This is a genomic window from Amycolatopsis sp. cmx-11-32 (assembly GCF_047608695.1).
Classification (GTDB): Bacteria; Actinomycetota; Actinomycetes; order Mycobacteriales; family Pseudonocardiaceae; genus Amycolatopsis.
Window position 1 is genome coordinate 100765 of sequence record NZ_JADNQN010000017.1, and the last position, 21132, is coordinate 121896.

At 67.1% G+C, this 21132-nt stretch carries 17 protein-coding genes; 5 read left to right on the plus strand and 12 right to left on the minus strand.

What is annotated here, in order from left to right; translation table 11 throughout:
• Window positions 1-510: 510 nt before the first annotated feature.
• Window positions 511-795, minus strand: coding sequence for a hypothetical protein (locus ACM6LR_RS35270; RefSeq protein WP_414939987.1), 285 nt, complete (start codon window positions 793-795; stop codon window positions 511-513).
• Window positions 796-1107: 312 nt separating this feature from the next.
• Here ACM6LR_RS35270 and ACM6LR_RS35275 point away from each other — a divergent pair, with 312 nt between their 5' ends.
• The 3 genes from ACM6LR_RS35275 to ACM6LR_RS35285 all read left to right on the plus strand — a co-directional run bounded on the left by ACM6LR_RS35275 (window position 1108) and on the right by ACM6LR_RS35285 (window position 3910).
• The gene (locus tag ACM6LR_RS35275; RefSeq protein ID WP_414945337.1) at window positions 1108-1812 is read left to right on the plus strand and encodes a Crp/Fnr family transcriptional regulator; all 705 of its coding nucleotides are present in this window, start codon (window positions 1108-1110) and stop codon (window positions 1810-1812) included.
• A gap of 77 nt (window positions 1813-1889) precedes the next feature.
• Window positions 1890-2087 carry a hypothetical protein gene (locus tag ACM6LR_RS35280; protein ID WP_414939989.1) on the plus strand — a complete coding sequence of 66 codons (198 nt, stop codon included), beginning with the start codon at window positions 1890-1892 and terminating at the stop codon, window positions 2085-2087.
• Between the two features lie 260 nt (window positions 2088-2347).
• The gene (locus tag ACM6LR_RS35285; protein WP_414945338.1) at window positions 2348-3910 is read left to right on the plus strand and encodes an aKG-HExxH-type peptide beta-hydroxylase; all 1563 of its coding nucleotides are present in this window, start codon (window positions 2348-2350) and stop codon (window positions 3908-3910) included.
• Between the two features lie 15 nt (window positions 3911-3925).
• On the opposite strand, the gene fxsT is transcribed toward ACM6LR_RS35285, so the two are convergent.
• The 5 genes from fxsT to ACM6LR_RS35310 all read right to left on the minus strand — a co-directional run bounded on the left by fxsT (window position 3926) and on the right by ACM6LR_RS35310 (window position 12450).
• Window positions 3926-8311 carry an FxSxx-COOH system tetratricopeptide repeat protein gene (fxsT, locus tag ACM6LR_RS35290; RefSeq protein ID WP_414945339.1) on the minus strand — a complete coding sequence of 1462 codons (4386 nt, stop codon included), beginning with the start codon at window positions 8309-8311 and terminating at the stop codon, window positions 3926-3928.
• Window position 8312: 1 nt separating this feature from the next.
• On the minus strand, window positions 8313-9395 hold the full coding sequence (locus tag ACM6LR_RS35295) for an AAA family ATPase (RefSeq protein WP_414939992.1): 1083 nt from the start codon (window positions 9393-9395) through the stop codon (window positions 8313-8315).
• A 13-nt stretch (window positions 9396-9408) separates the two neighbouring features.
• The gene (locus ACM6LR_RS35300) at window positions 9409-11220 is read right to left on the minus strand and encodes a hypothetical protein (protein ID WP_414945340.1); all 1812 of its coding nucleotides are present in this window, start codon (window positions 11218-11220) and stop codon (window positions 9409-9411) included.
• Window positions 11221-11401: 181 nt separating this feature from the next.
• A complete protein-coding gene (locus tag ACM6LR_RS35305) occupies window positions 11402-12118 on the minus strand; it encodes a S1 family peptidase (protein WP_414939994.1) in 717 nt (238 codons plus the stop codon).
• Between the two features lie 176 nt (window positions 12119-12294).
• Window positions 12295-12450: a hypothetical protein gene (locus ACM6LR_RS35310; RefSeq protein ID WP_414939995.1), complete on the minus strand. Its 156-nt coding sequence runs from the start codon at window positions 12448-12450 to the stop codon at window positions 12295-12297.
• A gap of 16 nt (window positions 12451-12466) precedes the next feature.
• On the opposite strand from ACM6LR_RS35310, the gene ACM6LR_RS35315 reads away from it, so the two are divergent.
• Complete coding sequence (locus ACM6LR_RS35315; RefSeq protein WP_414939996.1) at window positions 12467-12928, plus strand: sterol carrier protein domain-containing protein; 462 nt, start codon at window positions 12467-12469, stop codon at window positions 12926-12928.
• 2 nt (window positions 12929-12930) lie between these two features.
• On the opposite strand, the gene ACM6LR_RS35320 is transcribed toward ACM6LR_RS35315, so the two are convergent.
• Window positions 12931-14109, minus strand: coding sequence for an MFS transporter (locus ACM6LR_RS35320; protein WP_414945341.1), 1179 nt, complete (start codon window positions 14107-14109; stop codon window positions 12931-12933).
• Between the two features lie 132 nt (window positions 14110-14241).
• Entirely contained in the window at window positions 14242-14736 is a 495-nt protein-coding gene (locus ACM6LR_RS35325; RefSeq protein WP_414939998.1) for a MarR family winged helix-turn-helix transcriptional regulator, read from the minus strand.
• A gap of 198 nt (window positions 14737-14934) precedes the next feature.
• Between ACM6LR_RS35325 and ACM6LR_RS35330 the strand changes: the two genes are divergently transcribed.
• On the plus strand, window positions 14935-16140 hold the full coding sequence (locus ACM6LR_RS35330) for an acyl-CoA dehydrogenase family protein (RefSeq protein WP_414939999.1): 1206 nt from the start codon (window positions 14935-14937) through the stop codon (window positions 16138-16140).
• Between the two features lie 346 nt (window positions 16141-16486).
• On the opposite strand, the gene ACM6LR_RS35335 is transcribed toward ACM6LR_RS35330, so the two are convergent.
• From ACM6LR_RS35335 to ACM6LR_RS35350, 4 genes are all read right to left on the minus strand, one after another.
• Window positions 16487-17443: a sporulation protein gene (locus ACM6LR_RS35335; protein WP_414940000.1), complete on the minus strand. Its 957-nt coding sequence runs from the start codon at window positions 17441-17443 to the stop codon at window positions 16487-16489.
• 217 nt (window positions 17444-17660) lie between these two features.
• On the minus strand, window positions 17661-19010 hold the full coding sequence (locus ACM6LR_RS35340; RefSeq protein WP_414945342.1) for an erythromycin esterase family protein: 1350 nt from the start codon (window positions 19008-19010) through the stop codon (window positions 17661-17663).
• A gap of 193 nt (window positions 19011-19203) precedes the next feature.
• On the minus strand, window positions 19204-20052 hold the full coding sequence (locus tag ACM6LR_RS35345) for a carbohydrate-binding protein (RefSeq protein WP_414940002.1): 849 nt from the start codon (window positions 20050-20052) through the stop codon (window positions 19204-19206).
• A 78-nt stretch (window positions 20053-20130) separates the two neighbouring features.
• Window positions 20131-21036 carry an AraC family transcriptional regulator gene (locus ACM6LR_RS35350; RefSeq protein ID WP_414940003.1) on the minus strand — a complete coding sequence of 302 codons (906 nt, stop codon included), beginning with the start codon at window positions 21034-21036 and terminating at the stop codon, window positions 20131-20133.
• Window positions 21037-21132: the final 96 nt, after the last annotated feature.

A 21132-nucleotide genomic window follows, 5' to 3' on the forward strand; every position in this document is an offset into this window, starting at 1 on the left:
GGTGGCGGCGTCCTGGCGCGGCCGGGCAGATCCGACGGCCAGTTGGCCGGAAAGAGGCGTCACGATGACGCTGCCCTCACAAAAGCAACCTCAGTGTCGTCAGGCATCTTCCTTTGGAGCACGGAATTCTGCCCGATCGGTCAGGCCCAGCCGAGCGGGGCGACCTCCGCCGCGGAAGTCCACGGGCCGCGCCCGCCCGCCTCGGTGAGGGCGCGGAAGCGAACATAGCGGGCTCGCGCCGGCCAGAAACGAAGGGTCTTCGGGACGCCGTCGTCGGGGGAGGTTCTGGTGGCGACCGGCCCTCCAGAAGCTGCGTGAACCCGTTCGATCGTGTTCGAAACTGCGGCTTTAGCACGACTATCGAGCAGATAGAACACAGTCGCCTACTCGGTTGATCGGAGCAACAAGACGCGACTTTCGACTGACGACACCGCGGTGGGGGCCGCCCCCCTTGAACGGCCCCCACCCGGTTTCACCCGGCCGAAACCGGCCGGACGCTCTTCGTGGCACTCATTTCCCATTCCCGGATCGCCGGGACAAGGCCGTCAGCGAGAGCGCCATGACGAGCGCCCAGATCACGGCCACCATCGAGGCACCCCCGAACGTGATCGCCGTGACCGCGGCCGCCGTCGCGATCAACCCACCGACGGGTGACACATAACAAAGTCCCAGGGGCCCCAAGAACAGAGCCCACAACAACGCCGCCTTCACGGACTTGGCCGGCGGACGGGGAACCGGGTACCGGCCAGGGCCGGCGACCTCGTGGTCGGCGCCCTGGTACCACCCGCCGGACATCAAGGGCGGGTGCGGCGCGAAGAAAGCCGGTCTTCGCCCGAACGCCTTGGGCGTCCGCAAATCCTCTCCGGCCGGTGCGTGGCGGTGATCCTTCGGCCGTTTCATGACACTTTCGGCACTACGCATGACATCCTCCCCCGTCGCCGGCCCGAGGCCTGGTGAAGTCACCTCTTGCCTGGCACAATTACCGGTTGCGGTTCGAAACTTCCGGGTCGTTCTGCCTACTGACCATGCTGACGAATCGGGGGAGTGACTGATGCGTCATATGGAACACAGCGCCGATCCGGTTCCCGCGGAACCGACGGCGCCGGGATGACCGGTTCCGCCACGGGTGAGTACGGGATCTGGCGACGGCTGACGCCCACCGAGCAAGCCGCTCTCCGCGACGCGGGCCATCTGAAGGTGTGGCGCCCCGGCCAGATCCTCGCCCTCCAAGGCAGTCCGCCCACCAGTATGTTCATCGTCCTGCGCGGCTGGGTGAAGATCAGCGCCACCAACTACCGCGGCGAAGACGCCCCCCTCGCCGCCCGCGGGCCCGCGGAAATCGTGGGCGAACTGGCGCCGATCAGCGGACTCCCCCGTTCCGCCACCATGTCGGCGATCGACGAGGTGCACACCCTCGTCGTGTCGAGGGAGAAATTCCTCGGCGTGCTGCGCGACCGGCCGCGTATCGCCGAAGAGATCTTCCGTACCGCCGCGATCCGCCTCCAGCAGTCCGATCGGCTGCGTCTCGAATCCGGCGGGCCGGATTTCCCGCAACGCCTCGCGGCGGTACTCCTGGAACTGGCACTCCAGCACGCCCTCGACTGGACGGACGAGAAACAGGTCGATCTCCATTTCAACCAAGGGGAACTGGCGGGCTTCGCCCGTGTCTCGCGTAGCACCCTGATCCGGGGCCTCGAAGAACTCCGGCGACTGGGCGTGGTGCGCACCGCCCGCCAGCGCGTCACCATCACCCGCCCTCGCGCACTCCGAGACCTGGCCGCCGGACGGCCACCACCGGCAGAAGGGGCCTGAACAGTCACGGAATCTCGGCTATCCTTGTCAAGGTTCGACTCTCGCAACCGTTTCACGGGGTGGAGGGAATCGGCACGATGAGTTCTTTCTCGACAAGCACGGAACCGGACATCGAATCCACGGTGATCGATCTCGACGCGGTCTCGTTCACCGCGTTACGGGATCTGGACAGTGAAGCCTTCCGCCATTCGGCGCACCACGTCGTCGAACGCACAACGCGATCTCGCGCGCGTTATCGGTCTGCGGGCAATTCCGGCGGTGAGCGGATCGACTGATGGTTCCACCGGCCGAGGCTCGCCTCGCCTTCCACCGGCTTCCCTGGCGTGATTTCGACGCGTTCGCGCGACTCGAGGGCGACGAGGACATGGCTCGCCGCCTGCGTCGCGCCGAAAGAAGCCGACGCAAACTGTTGATCCACGCGCTACTGACCGAAGCCGCGAAGAATCCAGATCAACTGCGGCCCTTGCCACCGCTCGACTCCGCTTGGGAACTCCTGGCGCGGGCCGAAGCCCGAGCGCCCCGTGCAGTGCACAGAATGATCACCAATCCGTACACCGGGAGCTGGGCGGGCTATACGACCCGCCTGCTGCGCAACGGAACGGGCGGTGTCGGTCCACTGTGGATCCACCTCGGCCACGCGCACGCGATCGCGGCCGCCGCCGCGATCCGGGCGGAGCTGGACTTCGAGGCCCGCGTCCCGATGTGGCACGGCGACACCATACTTCCTTCTCTCGGCATGGCCTGTTTTCCCGCCACCGAGCCGTTCTCCGTGGCCACGGTCCGCGGCGTCGGCGGCCGGTACTTCGTGTCCGCCGCCGAAACCACGGTCCGCCTTCCGAGCAATCCCGGCGCCGACGGCCCCGGCTGGCGGAGCATCCGGCGGGTGCGGAGCCAAGCGGGCTCACGCCGGTTCACCCTGTGGCTGGACGATCTCGACCCTTATCGCGGCCTCTACGAACCGATCCCACCGGATCGGATCCCCGGTAAGGACTTCGCGAAATGGCAGCTGCTGATCGACGAGGCCTGCCGTCTGATCGCCGTCCATCTGCCCGGGCTGGCCAGGATCATGCCGGTCGGGCTGGTGTCGCTGGTGCCGAAGCCACCGGAGTTGTTCCGGAATCCGAGCGCGTCGACCGGGGAGGCGTTCGGCAGCGCGGTCGTCGGCCTGCCAACCGATGGCGCGGCGCTCGCCGCCACCCTGATCCACGAATTCCAGCACATCACGCTCGGCGGTCTGCTGCACCTGGTCGAGTTGTCCGAGCCGGATCCCCGCGAGCGGATCTATGTGGCGTGGCGGGATGATCCGCGGCCCATGAGCGGCGCGCTGCAGGGCGTCTACGCCTTCTTCGGTGTCACCGCGTTCTGGCGAGCACTCGCCAGGGCCGGCCTTGATTCCCGGCGCGCGGAGTTCGAATTCGCCTACTGGCGCAGGCAGACCTGGCACACCCTGCGAGCACTGCGTGCCGACCCGGTCCTGACCGATGCCGGACGTCGTTTCCTCGATGGCGTGGCCGAGCGCCTGGGTCCGTGGCAGGACGAGACCGTATCAACCGAGGCCAAGGAACTCGCCGCGGCCGCCTGCCGTGATCATCTCGCGGGCTGGCGTGCCCGCCATCTGCGCCCGGACCCGGCGACGGTCGCCGATGTGGCGGAGGCTTGGCTGAGTGGCCGTTCCCGGCCACCCGTCACCGCCGACGAGACCGGCCTGCCACCGACGCCGGTGCCGGACGGATCCTGGTCCCACGCACGAATGGACCTCATCCGGCTGACGGTCGGTGCCGCGACCCCGCCCCTGTCTCCGGACGAACAGCGGGCGGTCCCCGATGCCACGGCCGCCGACTTCGCCTACGTACGCGGAAACTTCCGTGAAGCGATCGAGGGTTATCGTGCCGAACTGGCCGTTGACCCCGACAGGCCGACCTCCTTGTCCGGGCTGGGCCTCGCGCTGTCCGCACGAGGCCCGCACCCGGCCGCCCGAGCCCTGCTCCACCGTCCTGAACTCGTCCGGGCGGTGCATCGGCATCTGCGCGGCACCACTCCGCGACCACCGGCCGTGGAGCGGCTCGCCTCCTGGATGGGCCAGCTCGTTCCGGGCTGACCGCCGCCTCCGCCGCTACATCAACATCGGGTCGATGTCGCAGTTCGCCCGGTCACCACGGATCGCGCCCTGTGTCGCGGGGTGTGCTTCGCCGAAGACCCGGCGGTACGTGGCCACGATCGATTCCTGGAGAGACGCGGCCTCATCGGCCCGGCCGTCGGCTACGAGGTCCGAGCCGAGGTTGAAGATCGCCGCCAGCACGGTGGGGTGTTCCTCGCCGAGCACCTGACCACCACGCTCGACCGCGTCCCGGCCCAGTTCGATCGCCTTGCCGACCTCACCCAACGCGGCGAGATCACTCGCCAGGTTGATCGTGGTGATGACCGCGTACGGATGATCCGGGCCGATACTGGCCCGGAGGTACTCCAGAGCGCGCTCGTCAAGGTCCCGCGCGGCCGCGACGTCACCCTGGAGCCGCAACGTCACCGCGAGGTCGACGCTGGTGGTGAGGGTGTGCGGGTGGCGCTCACCGAGACCACTCCGGTACCGATCGAACGTCTGTTCACCTAGCTCCTTCGCCGCGGCGAGATCGCCGGTGTGGCGGAGATCGATCGAGTGGGCGAGCGCGCAGCACATCGTGACGGAGTGGTTGTCGCCATAGGCGAGCCGCAGCCGCCGCAACGCTTCCGCGGACAGGGCGAGCGCACCGGTGTGGTCACCGTCCTTCCGGCGGGTCACCGCGAGCAGGAAGGAGTTGACCACCCAGCCGATCCGCTCCTCGCCGTGGCGTGCCCGGTAGTTCTCCGTGAGCCTCTCCTGCCGGACCCGGGCCTGGCCGTACTCACCGGCCTCACGCAGGTCCACGATCAGCGAACTGTTCGAGTTGGAAGTGCGGTCGTGGTCACGGCCGAGCACCTCGCCTCGCCTGCGGAGGGTGTCCTCGTCCAATGTCGCGGCCGCGCGGTAGGCACCGGACAGCCGGAGGCTGATCGCGTGCTGGTACGCGGCGTTGAGTGTCTCGGGGTCGTCTTCGCCGAACATGCGGACGGCTTTGTGATAGATCTCTTCGCTCAATTTGGCGGCCGCGGAAAAGTCGCCCTTGGCGCGAAGATCGATGGTGATGTTCCGCTGCAGTGCGAAGGTCTCCTCGTTCTCCTCGCCGGATACCTGGAGACGAAGCGCGAGGGTCCGCTGGTTGAGCTCCGCGGCCTCGGCATAGCGACCGATCGCCCACAGGTAGAGCCCCAGCCTCGACGACACGTCCAGTGTCTGCGGATGCGTGGGGCCGAGGGTCTCGGTGAGTCGCTCCCGCGCCTGGAGACCGAGCCGGGCGGCTTCCTCGTGGTCCCCGTAATCGAACAGATAGCGCATCAGGTTGATGTAGAGCTGACGCGGCCAGCCGTCGTCACAGTCCAGCACGTTCGCCGCATACGCGTGGGGGAGCAATTCGCGGTAGCGAGGCCAATGCCTGCTCGACTCGGGGTCGTTCGGATCCAGCGCGGCGAGCAGCTGGTGGGCACCGTGCTGCATTTGCGCGTGCACCTGCCGGGCCATCACCCGGTTACGCAGCACCAGCTGGACCAGCCGGTGCAACTGAAGGGTGTTGTTGCCGTGGTCGATCTTCGCCAGGCCGTACCTGTTGATGTCACGGATGGCCCTCGCGAGTTTGATCGGCTCGCGAAGCGCGGAGTCCAGCTCCGGGGAAATGGACACCCGGCTGACCCCGGTGAGCAGATCACGCGAGATCGGCTCCGGGGAGAAGAACGCGCAAATGTGCAGGATCTGATGTGCCGCCGGGTTGCGGGTCTTCAGCTCCTCGAACGAAACGTTCCATGCCGCGGCGACGGACACCTCGTAGTCAGGCGCCGTCGCGGTGTCGAGGATTTCTTCGACCGATTCGTCGAACAGCCGCAGATACTCCCGCACGGGCATCCCGGTCACCGCTCGCCAGGCAGCCGCCTGTTCGACCGCCAGCGGCAGGTCGCCGAGCTTCTCCGCGAGTTCGTTGGCCTCCCCTGGCGCGATTTCCGGGCCGCGGCGACCGAGCAGTTCGATGCTTTCGTCACGCTTGAACACCGCGAGTTCGAGCGGGCGGGCGATACCGGCCCAGTCGGAGTTCCGGGAGGTGATCAGGATTTCGCCGGGCCCGTTGCGGGGGAAGAACGGCAGCACGGAGTCAGGGCTTTCCGCGGCGTCGAAGACCAAGAGCCAGCGGCGGAACGGGCGTCCGGTGCGCAGTGCCTCGATCACCGCGGGCACCGCGATGTTGGCCTCCGACGCGCCGGGGATGCCGAGGAGGCGGGCCAGTTCCGTCAGCCCGGCGCGGATCTGGGTGGGGTGTGCGGCGTCGATCCACCAGACGAGATCATAGTCCTGTAGATGTCGATAAATGTATTCGGCGGCCATCTGCGTCTTGCCGATACCGCCGAGTCCGTGGAGCGCCGAAGGCAGTACGGCGGTGGTGCCACTGCTGAGCCGCCTGGTCAGTTGTTCCAGCAACTCGTCGCGACCGGTGAAGTTCGGATTACGCGGAGGCACGTTCCCGAACACCAAGGGAGGATCATCGGCCTGACGCGCCGGAAAACTCCGAGTCGTGTCCGAAGCGGAGGGATGCGCGATCCTGGTCGTCGGTTCATTCGAATCGGGTTCGCCGAGATGGGACGACCGACCCTCCGTCCTCTGCGTCGAGACGGGGGGACTTTCGGCCAGCTCAGGCATCTTGGGGCTCTCAGTCTTCATTGAGGTCTTGTTTGGTTCGGATTCGAATGCAGGGGGACCTTGCCGCTGTATCCGATCGGCCCGTGAAAGATACGGGCCCGAGAGAGCGCGAAGGAGCGCGCTCTCCAGCTCAACGTCGGCCGACGACTCGTGGGTAAGTACCGGATCCGGGGTGTTGTGCGGGTCGGCGATAGCGTCTCGGAGGTGGCCGAGCAGCGGAATCCGTTCACCGAAATGGGTGGCCGCCACTCGTACGACACTCGCCGTTTCCGAACGCCTCGCACCGCTGAGCAACAATTCACGGACTGCCTTGGGAAAGGCGAAGAGTCCACCTTTGTCCCAAGTGGACTGCCCTTCCTTAAGTCCGGGAGAGTACATGATGCCCGAGACGAGGAGTTCAAGGAGGTGCTCGAGGCCCGCTTCCGGCACAAAGCGTTGTCCCACCACCTTGACGACGTCCAGCCGGACCGGTACGGCCGCGAGCAATTGCGCCAAGCGTAGCGCCGCGGGCGAAGCCACGCTCCTGAAATGCCGAACCCTCTCGAAAGATGACAAAGTTACCGACGGGTCATCGGATTCGGCTGGAGAAATCCGTTCCGTGGTGAGCACGACCGTACCTTCGGCCGCGCCGGCGTTTTCGCCGGTCATCAACCCGGCCCACCAGGCCAGCGCGCTCGGCCGCAGTTCGAGCACCGGTACCGGCACGGTCCCGGCCGGCACCGCCGAATCGGGTTCGAGCCAGGCGTCGGCGAGGTCGAGGCCCCAGAGATCGTTGGGAGCCAACGGGTTCGGCACCCGCAACCGGGCTTTGCGGGGACTCATGCCGCAGCGTCCCCATAGCCAGTGCGGGAGCAGATGCACGATACTCACCGGCATCGTCCGGCCCCAGCGGGCCAGAAGCGGGTACAGCACATCCTTCTTCTGCCAGGCATCGCCGACACCATCGGTCAGCAGGAGGACCACGCGCCGCCCCGAGGAATCCAGGATCTCGTTCGGGTCGCGGGCGGGTGCGCCGGGCGTGCCGCCACGGAGAACGAGATCCTCCCGGCCATTTCCCTTCGCGGTTTCCAACAGACGGACCTGAATGGTACGAAAAGCACCCACCCGATTGAGTAATTCGATGAACGCCGACACCCGGGGGTGCCACAACGCCATCGAGGGCCCGTTGTCGAGGACGAGCGTCAGGTCCAGCCAGCGCTCTGTCTTCGGTCGGGTGACCGGCCACCACCAGCCGGTCTCGGCTGCCCGGACGGCGGTCGCCTCTTCGTCCAGGACCACCTTGTGGAATCGCCGGGAAATCGTCTCGCGTTTCAATGTTCTCAGCGCGCGGAAGTACTTCAACGACTCGGGTAGCGCGACACCGCCTGTTCCCATGCCGTCCACCGTCGGTTCGGGCAGGTCGGCGGGAACGGTGCCGATCTCCACGACCCCGTCGCCTTCGCCCGATCCTGTCTCCTGGACCACGGGAGCCTGGAATCGTCTGGGTGCGGGCGGTGGGTCGCCCCGGCGTTCCGGAGGCGAGTTGCGAATCCGAACGTCGTTCTCGACAGCGGGCTCCGGTTCCTCGGCGGGGCCTGGCGCGGGCGTGTCCGCGGGGGTGATGGCAGCGGCCAGCCACACGATGTCCGCGACATCGGTCCAGCTCAGGTCCTCGAGCTCGAACCGCTTGGCACCGCTGGGAAAGTCGACTGTTCGCGCCGCACCGGCAGCACGCGAGTCGGGGACACCGCCCGGCCCGCCCATGTCACCGCACCGTCAGTCGTTGCCAGAGAGCGTCCACCAACCGCGGCCACGCCTCCTGATCCGGCTGATACGCGCCAGACGTCGCGAGGTAGACGGCATCGAGCAACCGGTCGGTCGGCAGGCCGCCTTCCGCCTTGCTCCGTTCGGCGAAGTCGCGGATGAGTGTGTCGCGGTGTTCGCCGTCCTCGCCGACCAGGTGACTGGCCACGATCGCGGCGAGCTGGTCGTGATCCGGGTTCTGGATCCGCAATTGCAGGCACCGGCGCAGGAACGCGGGCGGGAACTCCCGCTCCCCGTTGCTGGTCATGATGATGATCGGGAAGGCGCGGCAAGCGATCCGGCCGTCGCGGACGACGGTGGTGCGCTGCGGGTCGGCGGTGTGCACGATCGCCTCGGGATGGCGATTGCGCGCCCTCGCCAGTTCCTCGATCGCGAATTCGCCGTCCTCGAAGATCGACAGCAAGTCGTTGGGCAGATCGGCTTCGGACTTGTCGAGTTCGTCGATCAACAGCACGCGCGGCAGCCTGCTGGGAAGGAACGCGGTGCCCAGCGGGCCGAGCCGGACGAAATCCCCGATCGGTGGCTCTTCCGCTTCTTCACCGGTTTGCGCCTGCTCGGTCGCCGCCGCCTGTACCCGGCCGATCGCGTCGTAGCCGTACAGACCGGAACTCAAGGCCGTGTGACTGGTGATCGCCCAGCGCAGCACCCGGCCGAGACCGAGTTCCCTGGCGATCCGATAGGCGAGGCTGGACTTCCCGGTGCCCGGGTTCCCGGTGACCAGCAACGGGCGCCGCAGGTAGAGGGCGGCGTTGACCATGTTCAATTCGCTCGCGTCGATGTCCTGCTCGGAAAGCGTGAACGCGGTGCCGAGCCGGCGCTCCGCCTCACCGTCGTCCGGCGGCGGCACGTCGTGCTCCGGCGGCGGGTCACCGCGGTAAGAACGCCAGGGTGGTGGTGCGGGGAGGATCTGCGCGAGGTCGATGTCGTGGATCGGCCTGCCGGTGCCCCGATAAATCCACCAATCGGGTGCGTCCGGTGTCGTCGCCCGGCCGTGCACGGTCGCGTCCTGATCGTTCACGCTCATCCGCGGTATCCCCCTACGGTCGAGTCGGGATCAACGGTTGGTCGAGAACAATTACACGCTCCGGATCGTCCCATATTACCACCAGATCGTGAGCCAGCGATTTCTTGACCGGTACGGCCGCGCCCGAATTCGCGAGTTTGCGGCGATGCGGCAGTTCCCGCAAACCGTGCTTCGTGCCCAATACCCAGTCCAGCAGCTCGCGCAGACTCTCCGGCTCGGCGTCCGGATGCCACAGGATCACCGGCAGGCCGCTGCGGAGGGCGCTCGTCAACTCGTCCGGTGCGGCATCCGGTTCCGCTTGGGGGGACGGTGGTTTCGCCAGCACCACTCCGACCCAGTGTTCGTCGCTCAGTATCGCGTCGATCGGGTGATCCCCGGACTCCGCGCCCCCGGAATAATGCAGCCGGTCGGGTGAGGGGTCTTTCGCCATCGAGTCCCAGCGAACGCGCCATTCGCGATGCCAATGCTTCGCCCGCATCCTCTCCAGTGATCTTATTCCCAGCCGGTACCCGTACCGCAGCGGCTGTGGCCTGCCGGTCCCGTGTTCTTTGGACCACCGCTGGACCGGCAAGGTGATCAAGGCGCGCGGCAACAGGAATTCCACCGACGCGGACACGCTCTGACCGGACCAGACTCCTTCAGTCTCCAGGATGACGTCATCGACCTCGAACTCGACCCTGTCTATCGCGATTTCCCGAACTCCGGCCAGCGCGGGAGGCCACACTTCCGGGTCATCCTGACGCCAGAATGCGAGAGTGCATCGCGTCGGATCCGCGGAAACCGGTTCCAGCATGATCAGTAAATGAAGATGGGGGTTTTCCGGAATCGGCGGCCTGCTCTGCCGTTGATGACCGAGTGCGGGCACGATGCGCAACGACCGAGCCTGGCCGTCGATCCAGCTGAGGATCATGGCCCCCACCTCGCCGCCGACGTGTTCGGCCAGCAGTCTCAGAAACGTTACGGAGGGCGGAATTCCGTCCGGGCCCGCGTTGAAGTCGGCGAGCAGACGGAACGCGCTCCAGGCGTCGGTGACACCGTCCAACCGGGGCACCGGAATAGCGGGTCCGAGCGCACGACTCATCATGACCGCCAGATGGGGGACATCCATTTGGGTCAACCGGCGGTGCAAATCCACCAGATCCTTGCGGGGGATCAAATCGAGAACATCGCCGTTCGAGTCGACGGGAAGCCGGCCAACCGACGGTTCGGGTTCGAAAGCGCGCAGTTTCGGAACCGGCTCGACGAGCTCGCCGTGTAGTCGCAAATAAGCCGTTCCGGTGAAAGTCTTCACCGAAACCGGTATCGGCCGGTACAACTCGGGCAACAGGCCAGGATCCGACGCGATGACGTCGTCGAAAAACCGCTTCGAAGAGATGAAAGCGATCATACCGCCGGATCTCGCGAACGCGTCCTTCGCCAGTTGGGCGTCCAGGATGCGGAAAGCGGTGTCGACCGCCTCGCCGACCCATCCGTTCCCGTCGTTCAGCACTTCACCGGAGTTGAGGCTCACTCGCAGCCTGATCTGCGCCTGCGGGGTCCGCGTGTGGTTGTGCCGGAGGAGGGCGACCGACATGCGGTCCGGTAGCCGGTCGACGACGAGGCTTTTGGTCGTGCCGGGCGGTAACAGGATCAGCGCGCCGTCGCCGCGATCCTCCGCCGCACAGGAATCGAAATCGACACCGCTCTCACCGAACGCGGTCTTCAGCACCTCGTACATGCCTTGGCGCACGGCCAGCCTGTCAAGGGGGTTCCGGTCCGGGGAGGTGAAGCCCTCGACGTCCACCACGACGATCGTGCGGTCGAGAGCCTGCGTCGATTGCGCCACTGGCCCCCTCCCAAGGTCCACGGCGCCGACCCACCGGCGCCGACCGCCACATTATCGCGTCGATCGCCCCCGAGTTGGGTATCAGATGACAAATAAGTCAGCCATTACCGTGCCGGTGATTTCCTCACCACGAACGGGGCCCTCCCCGACCGCGCCGGGGAGGGCTCCGTTTTCACCGGGGTCAGACGCCGGCGACCTGCTGGATCCACGAGCGGTAGCGGGTGATGTTGGTGTAGGCGGTGTTGTTCGACCGGTCACTGGTCGAGGCGACACCGACCTGGCGGCCGCCGGAGAACATCGGGCCGCCCGAGTCACCGCCGGCGGTGATGCCGTCGACGCGGTTCGCGCACACCGCGACGCCGCCGTGGTAGTCGCCGCAGTTGACCGAGTTCACCCGGACGGTGGCGACCTTCAGGTAACGGGACTGACAGTTGATCTCGGAACCGCACTGGCTGGTCGCGCCCCAGCCGTAGACCTGCACGTTCTGGCCGACCGCGACATTGCTCGTGGTGCCGAGCGGCGCGTAGGTGGCGTTGACCGAACTGGTAAGCCGGACGATGGCGAGGTCCGCGCCCGAGTGGCGGGTGATGGTCGACCCGGTGGCCATGGTGCCACCGCTCTGCTGGTCGAGGCTGCCGATCCGGAAGGTGTACCTGCCGCTGCCGGCGACACAGTGCTTCGCGGTGAGGATGTACTGCGGCGCGATGATCGTCGCGCTGCAGTTCTGCTGGCCGTTCACGAACAGCCGGGCCGCCCAGGGACCGCTCTGCGCGTACTGGCCACCGATGATCATCGGCTGCGCGCCGGAAGGCTCGGCGGCGGTCGCGGCGGGGGCGGTCGAGCCGAGCAACGCCATGAAGGCGGTGCCGGCCAGCAGGACGAGGGAGCGCAGTCGCATGTTCCGACTCATTTCTGCGGCCGGTTCACAGCCGCGTCAGTGGGGACGAACGCGCTGATTCTGTGTCGTGCCAAGGGAAGCCGGAAACCGACGAAAGTTCGCGTTGGCTACCTATTTATGTTCATGACGGCCGAAGGCGTTTTTTGAGTATCCGGCGAAGATCATTGAGTAGTGCCTCACCCGCCGCGCAGGCGCCACGCGGTGAGGCCGACCCTGGGCCTGGTCGAGCCGCCTGGCTCGGTCAGGTCGATGGCCACACTCTTCCCGATCCCCTGCTCGCCGAACTCGGCGAAACCCCGCGCCGGGCCCGGCAAAGCGCTTGACCCGGCCACGGGACGGCGATGCACTGTGCCGAGGGAGATCCGTGCCACCACCGACGAGGACTACGACGTCTCCGTCCTGCTGGCCTCGGAGGCGCTGCTCTGGCAGCTCGAGGACTTCCGTGCCGCGGAGGTCAGCGAAGACACCGACTGGCTCTGGGTGCGGCTGCTGGACATCCCTCGCGCGCTCACCTCGCGTGGCTGGTTCACCGACGGCGAGCTCGTCCTCGACGTCGACGACCCGGCGCTCGGCGAGCACGGCCGCTGTCTGCTGACCCGTCCGGGAGGGCAAGGCCGAGTGCGTCCCGACGAACCTGGAGCCCGACTGTCCCTGGACGTGAGCGACCTCGGCTCGATCTATCTCGGCGGAACCACCCCGAGCAAGCTCATTCGCGCCGGGCACGTCCGGGCCCACCGCCCGGACGCACCCGCGCTCGCCGACGCCCTCTTCCGTGCCGAACGTTCCCCGCATTGCCTGCACTGGTTCTGACGCTAGGTCCTGACCCGGCGGGTGCCGACCGTGAAGAACAGTGAAGCCGCGGTCAGCACCGCGCCGAACCACACCACGCTGGTGATGCCGGCGTTGTCCGCCAGCAGTCCCGCGAACAACGCGCCGAGTGCGATGGAAGTGTTGTACGCCAGAGTGTTGAGCGACATCGCGGCCTCGAACGTGTCGGGTGCGGATTGCTGCGTCATGGTGAGCTGGCTCAATTGCACGACACCGTAGGACAAACCCCAGAGCACCAGCGCGATCATCACCCCGGCCTGGCCATGGCCGATGGTGAGCAGCAGTACCAGCGACACCACGAGCGAGACGGCCCCGACCGTGAAACTCGCCAGCACGTTCTTCGACACGAAATAGCCGGCGACGAAGTTCCCTGCCGCTCCCCCGAGGCCGAAAACGACCAGGCACACCGTGATGAAGGTGGGCGACGCCGAGGAATCGCCTTCCAGGAAGGGACGGATGAAGGTGTAGACGCCGAAATGCCCGAGCACGAACAACACCACGGTGATCAGGACCGAGCGCAGGCGGACGTTCACCCGCGGCAGGCTGAAGACCTCGCGGACCGAAACGGCGTTCGCCGAAGGCAGCGACGGAACCAGGATGACGACGGCGAGGAAGACCAGGACACTGAGCCCGCTCCAGATCAGGAACGTGGTCTGCCACCCGGTGAGGCTTTCCAGGATGGTGCCGAGCGGCATGCCCAGCACCGTGGCGATCGAGATACCGGACATCACGACCGCCGCCGCCCGGTTCGCGTGGCGGTCCGGGACGATCCGCATCGCCATGCCGACGCCGATGGCCCAGAACGCCCCGTTGGCGAAGCCCATGACGAGCCGCGTCGCCAGTACCAGCGGATAGCTCGGCGCGAGGGCGGTGATCAGGTTGCCGACGGCCAGGATCGCGAGCAACGTGGAGAGCAGGACGCGCCGGTTGATCCGCCGCGTCCACGCGACGATGAACGGCACGCCAAGGCCTGCCGAGACGCCGTAGAGCGTGACCATCAGGCCGGCGACGCCCACCGAGATGCCCAGACTGGAACTCACCGGCGTGAGCAGGCCGACGGGCATCAGTTCGGTGGTGAGGAAGACGAACAGGCTGGCGGTGATCGCGGCGACCCCGGCCCAGCCCTTCAGGGTGGAATGCGCGCTTTCGGTTCGGTTGACCATTTTCTTTTCTCTCGATTCACGAGCATGACGAAGAAACCCCTGCGGCAAGCGGGACAGCCCCGCGAACCTCTTAGCGCTAAGCTATTCAATGCTTAGCGCTAAGTCAAACGGGTTCCCTCAGAGCAGCGGGTGTCAGTCCTCCAGGGCGACGTCTCCCAGTGACTGCAACAGGTTTCGCAGCAAGACGGCCAGTTCGTCCCGTTCCCCGGGGCTGACCGCGCTCAGGAGACGATGCTCCGTGTCGACGTGGTCGGGCAGCGCCCGGTCGATGAGTTCGCGGCCCCGCTCGGTGAGGTCGACCAGCACGCGGCGGCCGTTCGTCTCGTCGGGCGCGCGGACCACCAGGCCGCGTTCTTCGAGGCGGTCGAGCCGCTGGGTGACCGCGCCGGAGGTGATCATCGCCGAACGCATCAGGTCGGCCGGGGTCAGTGTGCCGGCACGGCGCAATGTGGCCAGTACGTCGAACGAGGACCGGTCGAGGTCGTGCCGCGCGAACGTCTTGCGCAGTTCACCGTCCAGCACCCGGGTCAGCCTGGTCAGCCGCCCGATGACGGCCATCGGGGAGACGTCGAGGTCGGGACGGGCTTCGGCCCACTGGCGGAGAATGTGGTCAACGTGATCCGGCACGCCCGGAGATTACCCCGGTCTCAGAGCGCGGACGTTCGTTGACACCCCGTAGTGCCACTGCTCTACTCGGACGCATGGAAGGCACTCTCTGTCCGGCCTGAAGCAGTCTCCGCGCTCACTCTGAGAACCACCCGGGAATTCCGGGCGCTCCGCCCTGCCCGAAATTCCCGTTCACCCTCGCACAGAACGGAATTCAGCATGACCACGACCGAGAACCGGGTCCGGTCCGCCACGGAATGGCTGGCCGTCGCGAAGGACGTCGCCGCGCAACTCGCGGTGGACGCGGCCGAGCGCGACCGGAAGAACGAAACGCCTTACACGGAAGTGCGGCTGCTCAAGGATTCCGGCCTGGTGACGCTGCTCGGCCCGGTCGAACACGGCGGCGGCGGGCAGACCTGGGAGACCGCCTATCGCGTGACCCGCGAGGTCGCGCGCGGCGACGGGTCGATCGGCCAGGTACTCGGCTACCACTACCTCTGGGCCTGGGCCGCGCGACTGGTGGCGACCGAGGAGCAGATCGCCGCGGTCGAAGAGCTGTACACGCGGAACAACTTCGTGTTCGGTGGCGCGGTCAACCCGCGTGATTCCGATCTGCTGATCACCGAGGACGGCGACGAGATCGTCTACAACGGACACAAGTCGTTCTCCACCGGCGGCAAGGTCTCCGACCTGACCGTGCTCGAAGGCGTCCTCGATGGCACCGAAGACCACGTTTTCGCCATCGTTGCGTCCAAACAGGACGGTATCGTGTTCCACGACGACTGGGACAACATCGGCCAGCGGCTCACCGAGTCGGGCAGTGTGACCATCACCGGCGTACGCGTCCCGTGGGCGAGCGCGGCGGGCTACGTCGACAAGAAGTTCCACCCGTTGACCTACAACACACTCAACGTCCCGGCGATTCAGCTGGTGTTCGCCAACTTCTATCTCGGTATCGCACAAGGAGCGCTGGAAACCGCGCTGGAGTACACCCGCGAACACACCCGCGCGTGGCCGTACGGCGGCGACAACAAGGCGTCTTCCAGCGAAGAGTGGTACATCCTCGATGGCTACGGCGAGCTCCAGTCGAAGCTGTGGGCCGCCGAAGCGCTCGTGGACAAGGCGGGAGCGGCGATCTCCGCCGTGCTGCACGCGCCGCGCGAAGAACTCACGCCCGAGGCACGCGGCGAAATCGCTGTCCTCATCGCCGCCGCCAAGCAGCGCGTGATCGACACCGGACTCGAGACCGGCACGAAAGTCTTCGAGCTGACCGGCGCCCGCGCGAGCGCCACGAAATACGGGCTGGACCGCTTCTGGCGGAATCTGCGCACGCACTCGCTCCACGACCCGGTGGCCTACAAGCGCCGCGAGGTCGGGGCTTACGCGCTGTCGAACGAAATCCCGGAACCCACCTGGTACACCTGAGTGACCCTGACCTTTCGCTGACCCCTAGTTCTTCAAGTACATGAAGGCCCCTTCTCGCGCCAGGCGCAAGGTACCGGCAAAGTCGCAAAGCTGCTGGTAGTCCGGGCTTGACCTTGTTAGTGCCTGCAGGGGCCGAGTGGGTATGTCCCTGAACCTCTGTTGGTCAAGCTTCGCAACCGGTGTGATCCCGCGACGATGGAGGAATGAGGACATTCAACGTCCCCATTCCTCCATCGTCAGCCTTACTCAGCGACGAAGAACCGCCTGGCCTGCAAGACCTCGACTTTGCCGGGACCCTGCGCCAGGCGCGAGGAAGGGGGCCTTCATGTACTTGCCGGAACCGGCGTCACTCTTCGAAGCCCTCGTCTCCGCCGTCGAAGACGTCTTCCATGACCTCGCCGAGGATCATGCCGCCGACCACACCGGCCGCGGCACCGGCGACCACACCGCCCATCCCCGGCCCACGCCTGCCGTGGTGACCGTGGTCGTCGTAGTCGTGTCCCTGATGACCGCCGAACATGGCGTGCCCGCCGCCGGACCCGGCGACGTTGGCCAGCCAGCCGTCGATGGCCGCGGCCCAGTCGGTGCGCAGGGCCTCCTCGTGCGAGACGTGGAAGCGGCCGAAGGTGTCTCCGCCGGAGCGGAACATGCCACCGCGTTTGTCGGCCTCCAGCACCACCGCCAGCTCGCCAGGACTCGCGACGAAGGTCAGCTCCACCTGGCTGACACGGCCGGCGTAGCGCGACGGCGGGAAGAACTCGATCTCCTGGAAGAATCCGAGTTCCTGCCGGACGCCGTGCAGGCGCCCGGCTTCGACGTCGGCGCTGCGGAACTGGAAGCCCAGTTCGCCGAACGCCTCCAGCACCCGGTCCTGCGATTCCAGCGGTCCGACCAGCACCGGGTCGAGGTCGCCCTTGTCCGGCGCGCCCGCGATGACGAGTTCGGTCCGCACGCCGACGACCATGCCCGGCAGCTCACGTCCGCCGACCGCGCTGATCGGCGTCTCCCACGGCAGCGCGATCTGGAACGGGACCGTGGTCAGCTCCCCCGCGGCCACCCGCACCTTCCGGCCGGCGCTGACCCGCAGGAACTCCGCGGTCCCGGCACGCTCGTGGTCGCCGTGCTCGACCTCGACCCGGGTGACCAGCGAAAGCAGGATCTCCTCGATCTGGGCGTCGCTCGAACCGCCTTGGATGCGGACCTGGCCGGTGATCACCTCGCCGGGTACGGCGTGCGGTGAGTCGAGCACGGTGTCGACGGACGGGCCGCCGACCCCGAAGGCGCTGAGCATCCGTTTGAACATCAGGGATTTCCTCCGCTGGGTACTGGAACAAGGTGCCGCGAAAGCGAACACATCCGACTACTACCGAGATCCGCCGCGGCACGCCAGGCAAACCGGGTAGTTGACGGGAAGGGCAACGTGTCGTGTCAGGTGACGGGTCCGAGGTCGACGTGACGATTGTCCCAGTGTCACCAGGGGCCACATCGGCGGGTAGTTGAAGGTAGGCGGCAGGCCTTCACTACTTCCTCGGCTCGGCCTGACGCACGTCGTGCAGGTGGATGACGACGTCGTAGGAACGGCCGAGCGAGATCGTCGCGGGATCGACGGGGAACTGTGTGCCGATGGTGCGGGTGGGCCGGGCGGTGTCCAGCCAGGCGCGCGCGGCGGGCGGCGCGGTGCGAACGTCGAGGTAGAAGTCCTGGAAGCGGACGTTGTCGAGGGTGTCCTCGTTCGAGCCGGACGGCGCGGACGGGACGGAGAACCGCTTCCAGTCCCCGCCCACCGCGGTGTCCTTGGACAGGAAGGAGCCCTTGTCGAAGCTGAAACCGATCGGCAGGTAGTCCCGGCCGAACGTCTCGCGCAGGAAGGCGCCCTGGGTCTTCGGGTACAGCCCCGGGTTGTCGGTGACGTAGGACACGTGGCCGTTGTGCGCGGAGAGCAGGACCTTGTGGCCCGTCCGCCGCTGCCACCAGGCGACGTTCTCCGCCATCGCGCGGTCACGCAGGACCTGCGCGGCGGGCAGCGACTTCGGGTCCGCGAGGTCCACGGCGAGGAACCGGGCGGTCTGCGCGACGAACCGGGCGTGCTGCTGAGTCCAGTCGAGAGCGTCCGTGCCCGTCAGGCCCTCGATCAGTTCGAAGGCCTGCTCCGCCTGGCCTGCGAGCCGCTGTCGCTCGTCGAGGGGTTTGCGGAGGTAGACGAACGCGTCGTCGATCGGGCGAAGGCCGGTGTACAGCCCGTTGAGCCGGGCCAGCGCCTTCGGGTGGTGCTGCCGTACGTAGTCGGTGATCTTGGCGAAGAACGCGTCGTTCACCGAGGGCGCGCCGAGGTCGTCGCCGACGAAGTGCACGGTGCGGCCGGGGTGGGCGCGGTTGTAGTCGCGCATCCACCGGATCAGGCTCACGAACTCCTCGCGATCCCACGGGGATCCGGTCAGCGTCCGCTTCGCGATCGCACGGGTGTCCCCGCGGCCGGTCTGGACGTACTCGTCGATCTCGAGACCGGCGGACCAGCTGAGCTCCAGCGCGAAGGCCCGGAACCCCTTCTCTTCGACGAGGTGGCGGAAGACCCGCTCCTTCATGGAGAAGAACTCATGGGAACCGTGGGTGGCCTCACCGAGGCCGACGACCTTCGCGCCGCCGATCATCGCGCCAAGGGCCCGCAGGTCGACGGTGTTCCGGCCGGGCTCGGTCGAGAACAACGGATGCGCCGCCCGATCCAACGACCGCACCGGGTCCCGCCAGGCCGCGGCCGTCTCCGCCGTACTCGCGAAAGCCGGGCTCGCCATGGGCGCGAGCACCGCTCCCGTCACGACCACCGCGGCCGCCACCAGTCCCCGTCTGCCCCAGCGCTTTTTCGTGTCTGCCATGTCGTTCGTTCCTTCGCTCGATGTCGTAGGCGATCATCACCCGCGCATCGGCGGCGGCGCGCTGTAGCAGAGCTCCGACTTCGGACGGGGGAAAACCCCACCCCGCGAAAAGCGGGTGGACCCCCGCCGCCGGGATGTGGGTCCCGGCGGCGGGAATCCACCCGCGTTTATCTCCCTCCGCAGCGGTTGTTCGTCACTCCGCGCGCCACAACGCGGGCGTGGACGGCGGCTCCCAGCCAGGCTGGGCCGTGTGCCCCTGCAAGCACACATAACCGCGACCGCTGAAGGTGACCCGGGCGCCCGCGGAATAGCCGGTTCCCGCCGCCCAGGTCGTCCCGCCGGGCGGGTTGGAGGTCGAGGTGGTTGGCGGGTTCGACGTCGTCCGCGTCGTGCTGGTCGGCCGGGTGGTCGACGTCTGCGGTACGTTGAGCACGAAATCGAACGCGGCCTGCTTGGCGGGAGGCGCGTCACGCACGGTCATCAGCAGCCGCGGGTCGAAGATCGTGTCGGTGTTGTTGCGCGGCTCGTTGGGGAAGTAGAGCTGCGTGGTCAGCACCCGCCCGCCCGGCGCCTGGACCTTGACGTGGATGTGCCGCGTACGACCCGGGTACAGGCCGGGCACGATCGTGCTCAGCGTGAACGCGCCCTGGTCGTTGGTGAACTGGTGACCGCGGAACGTGTACCCCACGTTGTCGTAGGCGCCGTTGACGTCCGCCTGCCAGAAGTCCAGCAGCGCACGGGCGATCGGCAGGCAGCCGAGACCGAAGACGTAACCGGAGACGGTGAGCCTCGTGCCCTGCGTGTTCGGCGTGACCAGCGAGGTGCGCTGCGGAGAATTCGGCTTGAAATAAGGACCTTCGGTCTGCGCCGGGGTCGGGTCGTCGCCGTCGTCACAGGACGGGGTCAGCTCTGGTACCTGGCCGCTCGCGACGGTGGTGCGTGCGAGGGCGGGGCCGCCGATCAGCGCGATCGGTGCCACGACGCCCGCGGCGAGTGCGGCTTTCAGGACAGTCTTTCGGCTGAGCTTCTTTTCTTCGTCCATACCTGCTCCTCGTGGGGGCTTCGGGAATCACCCTCGACGGTATGGAGAAGATCAGCTGCGGACGATGGACTGGCATGGTCAGTCGTGGTGAATCTCCGGGGACGCGTCGCCCGTCCGCCGGTAATCGCCGGGACTCAATCCGGTCTCCCGCCGGAAGAACCGGCAGAAATAGGCGGGATCCGCGAAGCCGACCCGGCTGGCGACCTGCCGCACGGTGAGATCCGTGCCGAGCAGGAACCGTTTCGCCTCCCGCGTCCTGGCCTCACGCATCAGTTGCGCCGCCGTCCGGCCGGTCGCCGTCTTCACCGCGTCGGTCAGGTATCCCGGGGTGACGCCGATGCGTTCCGCGAGCGCGCCCACCGACCAGAGCCCGAGATCGGGCCTGCCGAGCAGTCGCGTGAATTCCGTTCCCACCGACTGCGCCCTGGCAGGCGGGCGGGTGTCCGCCAGTCCCGGAAGCCGTCCCGCCCGCACGATCAGCACGTGCATCAGGGCACGCAGCACCGAATCGGTGCCCTGCCCGCCACAACGGAATTCTTCGTCCAATTCGGCGACCAGCCGTGTCGTTTCCTCGGCGGCACGTTCGCCGAGCCGCCACGGCTGCTGGCTCAGCCGTCGCAGGGTTTCGCGGTCGGCCGGATGTTCGAGAAGGAAGTCGTCGGTGAACAACACGACGAATCCGGTGAGTTCGTGGGCATCCCAATGATGCACCTGCCCCGGTGTTATGACCGCGAGTTGCGGTGGCCCCAATTCCCAGCGCGTGAAATCGACGACGTGGTCACCGGTACCGCCGGTGACGTGGACGATTTCGTAGAAAGTGTGCCGATGCGGGAAAGCGGCCCGCGACATCGGTCCGATCGTGTCGAAGGTGCCGACCGTGAACGGCAGGGCGTCCGGCGCACGGATTTCCAGCCGGTGCAGTGGCAATTCCCCCGCCTTCGGCTGCAGGCAAGGCGTCCTCGGCAACACCGTTGTTCCACGCATGGACCGGTCCCTTTCACCACACTGAGGAATAAAAAGTCTAGACCAATGTGTGGTGCCACCGCTGCCGACGGAAGTCGCTTGATCGAGGGTTTCTCC

Bases quoted from the DNA above. Each gene is read 5' to 3' on its own strand.
- ACM6LR_RS35270 (WP_414939987.1), bottom strand. From the start codon at position 795: ATGTCCGGCGGGTGGTACCAGGGCGCCGACCACGAGGTCGCCGGCCCT.
- ACM6LR_RS35275 (WP_414945337.1), top strand. From the start codon at position 1,108: ATGACCGGTTCCGCCACGGGTGAGTACGGGATCTGGCGACGGCTGACG.
- ACM6LR_RS35280 (WP_414939989.1), top strand. From the start codon at position 1,890: ATGAGTTCTTTCTCGACAAGCACGGAACCGGACATCGAATCCACGGTG.
- ACM6LR_RS35285 (WP_414945338.1), top strand. From the start codon at position 2,348: ATGATCACCAATCCGTACACCGGGAGCTGGGCGGGCTATACGACCCGC.
- fxsT (WP_414945339.1), bottom strand. From the start codon at position 8,311: ATGGGCGGGCCGGGCGGTGTCCCCGACTCGCGTGCTGCCGGTGCGGCG.
- ACM6LR_RS35295 (WP_414939992.1), bottom strand. From the start codon at position 9,395: ATGAGCGTGAACGATCAGGACGCGACCGTGCACGGCCGGGCGACGACA.
- ACM6LR_RS35305 (WP_414939994.1), bottom strand. From the start codon at position 12,118: ATGCGACTGCGCTCCCTCGTCCTGCTGGCCGGCACCGCCTTCATGGCG.
- ACM6LR_RS35320 (WP_414945341.1), bottom strand. From the start codon at position 14,109: ATGGTCAACCGAACCGAAAGCGCGCATTCCACCCTGAAGGGCTGGGCC.
- ACM6LR_RS35330 (WP_414939999.1), top strand. From the start codon at position 14,935: ATGACCACGACCGAGAACCGGGTCCGGTCCGCCACGGAATGGCTGGCC.
- ACM6LR_RS35335 (WP_414940000.1), bottom strand. From the start codon at position 17,443: ATGTTCAAACGGATGCTCAGCGCCTTCGGGGTCGGCGGCCCGTCCGTC.
- ACM6LR_RS35340 (WP_414945342.1), bottom strand. From the start codon at position 19,010: ATGGCAGACACGAAAAAGCGCTGGGGCAGACGGGGACTGGTGGCGGCC.
- ACM6LR_RS35345 (WP_414940002.1), bottom strand. From the start codon at position 20,052: ATGGACGAAGAAAAGAAGCTCAGCCGAAAGACTGTCCTGAAAGCCGCA.
- ACM6LR_RS35350 (WP_414940003.1), bottom strand. From the start codon at position 21,036: ATGCGTGGAACAACGGTGTTGCCGAGGACGCCTTGCCTGCAGCCGAAG.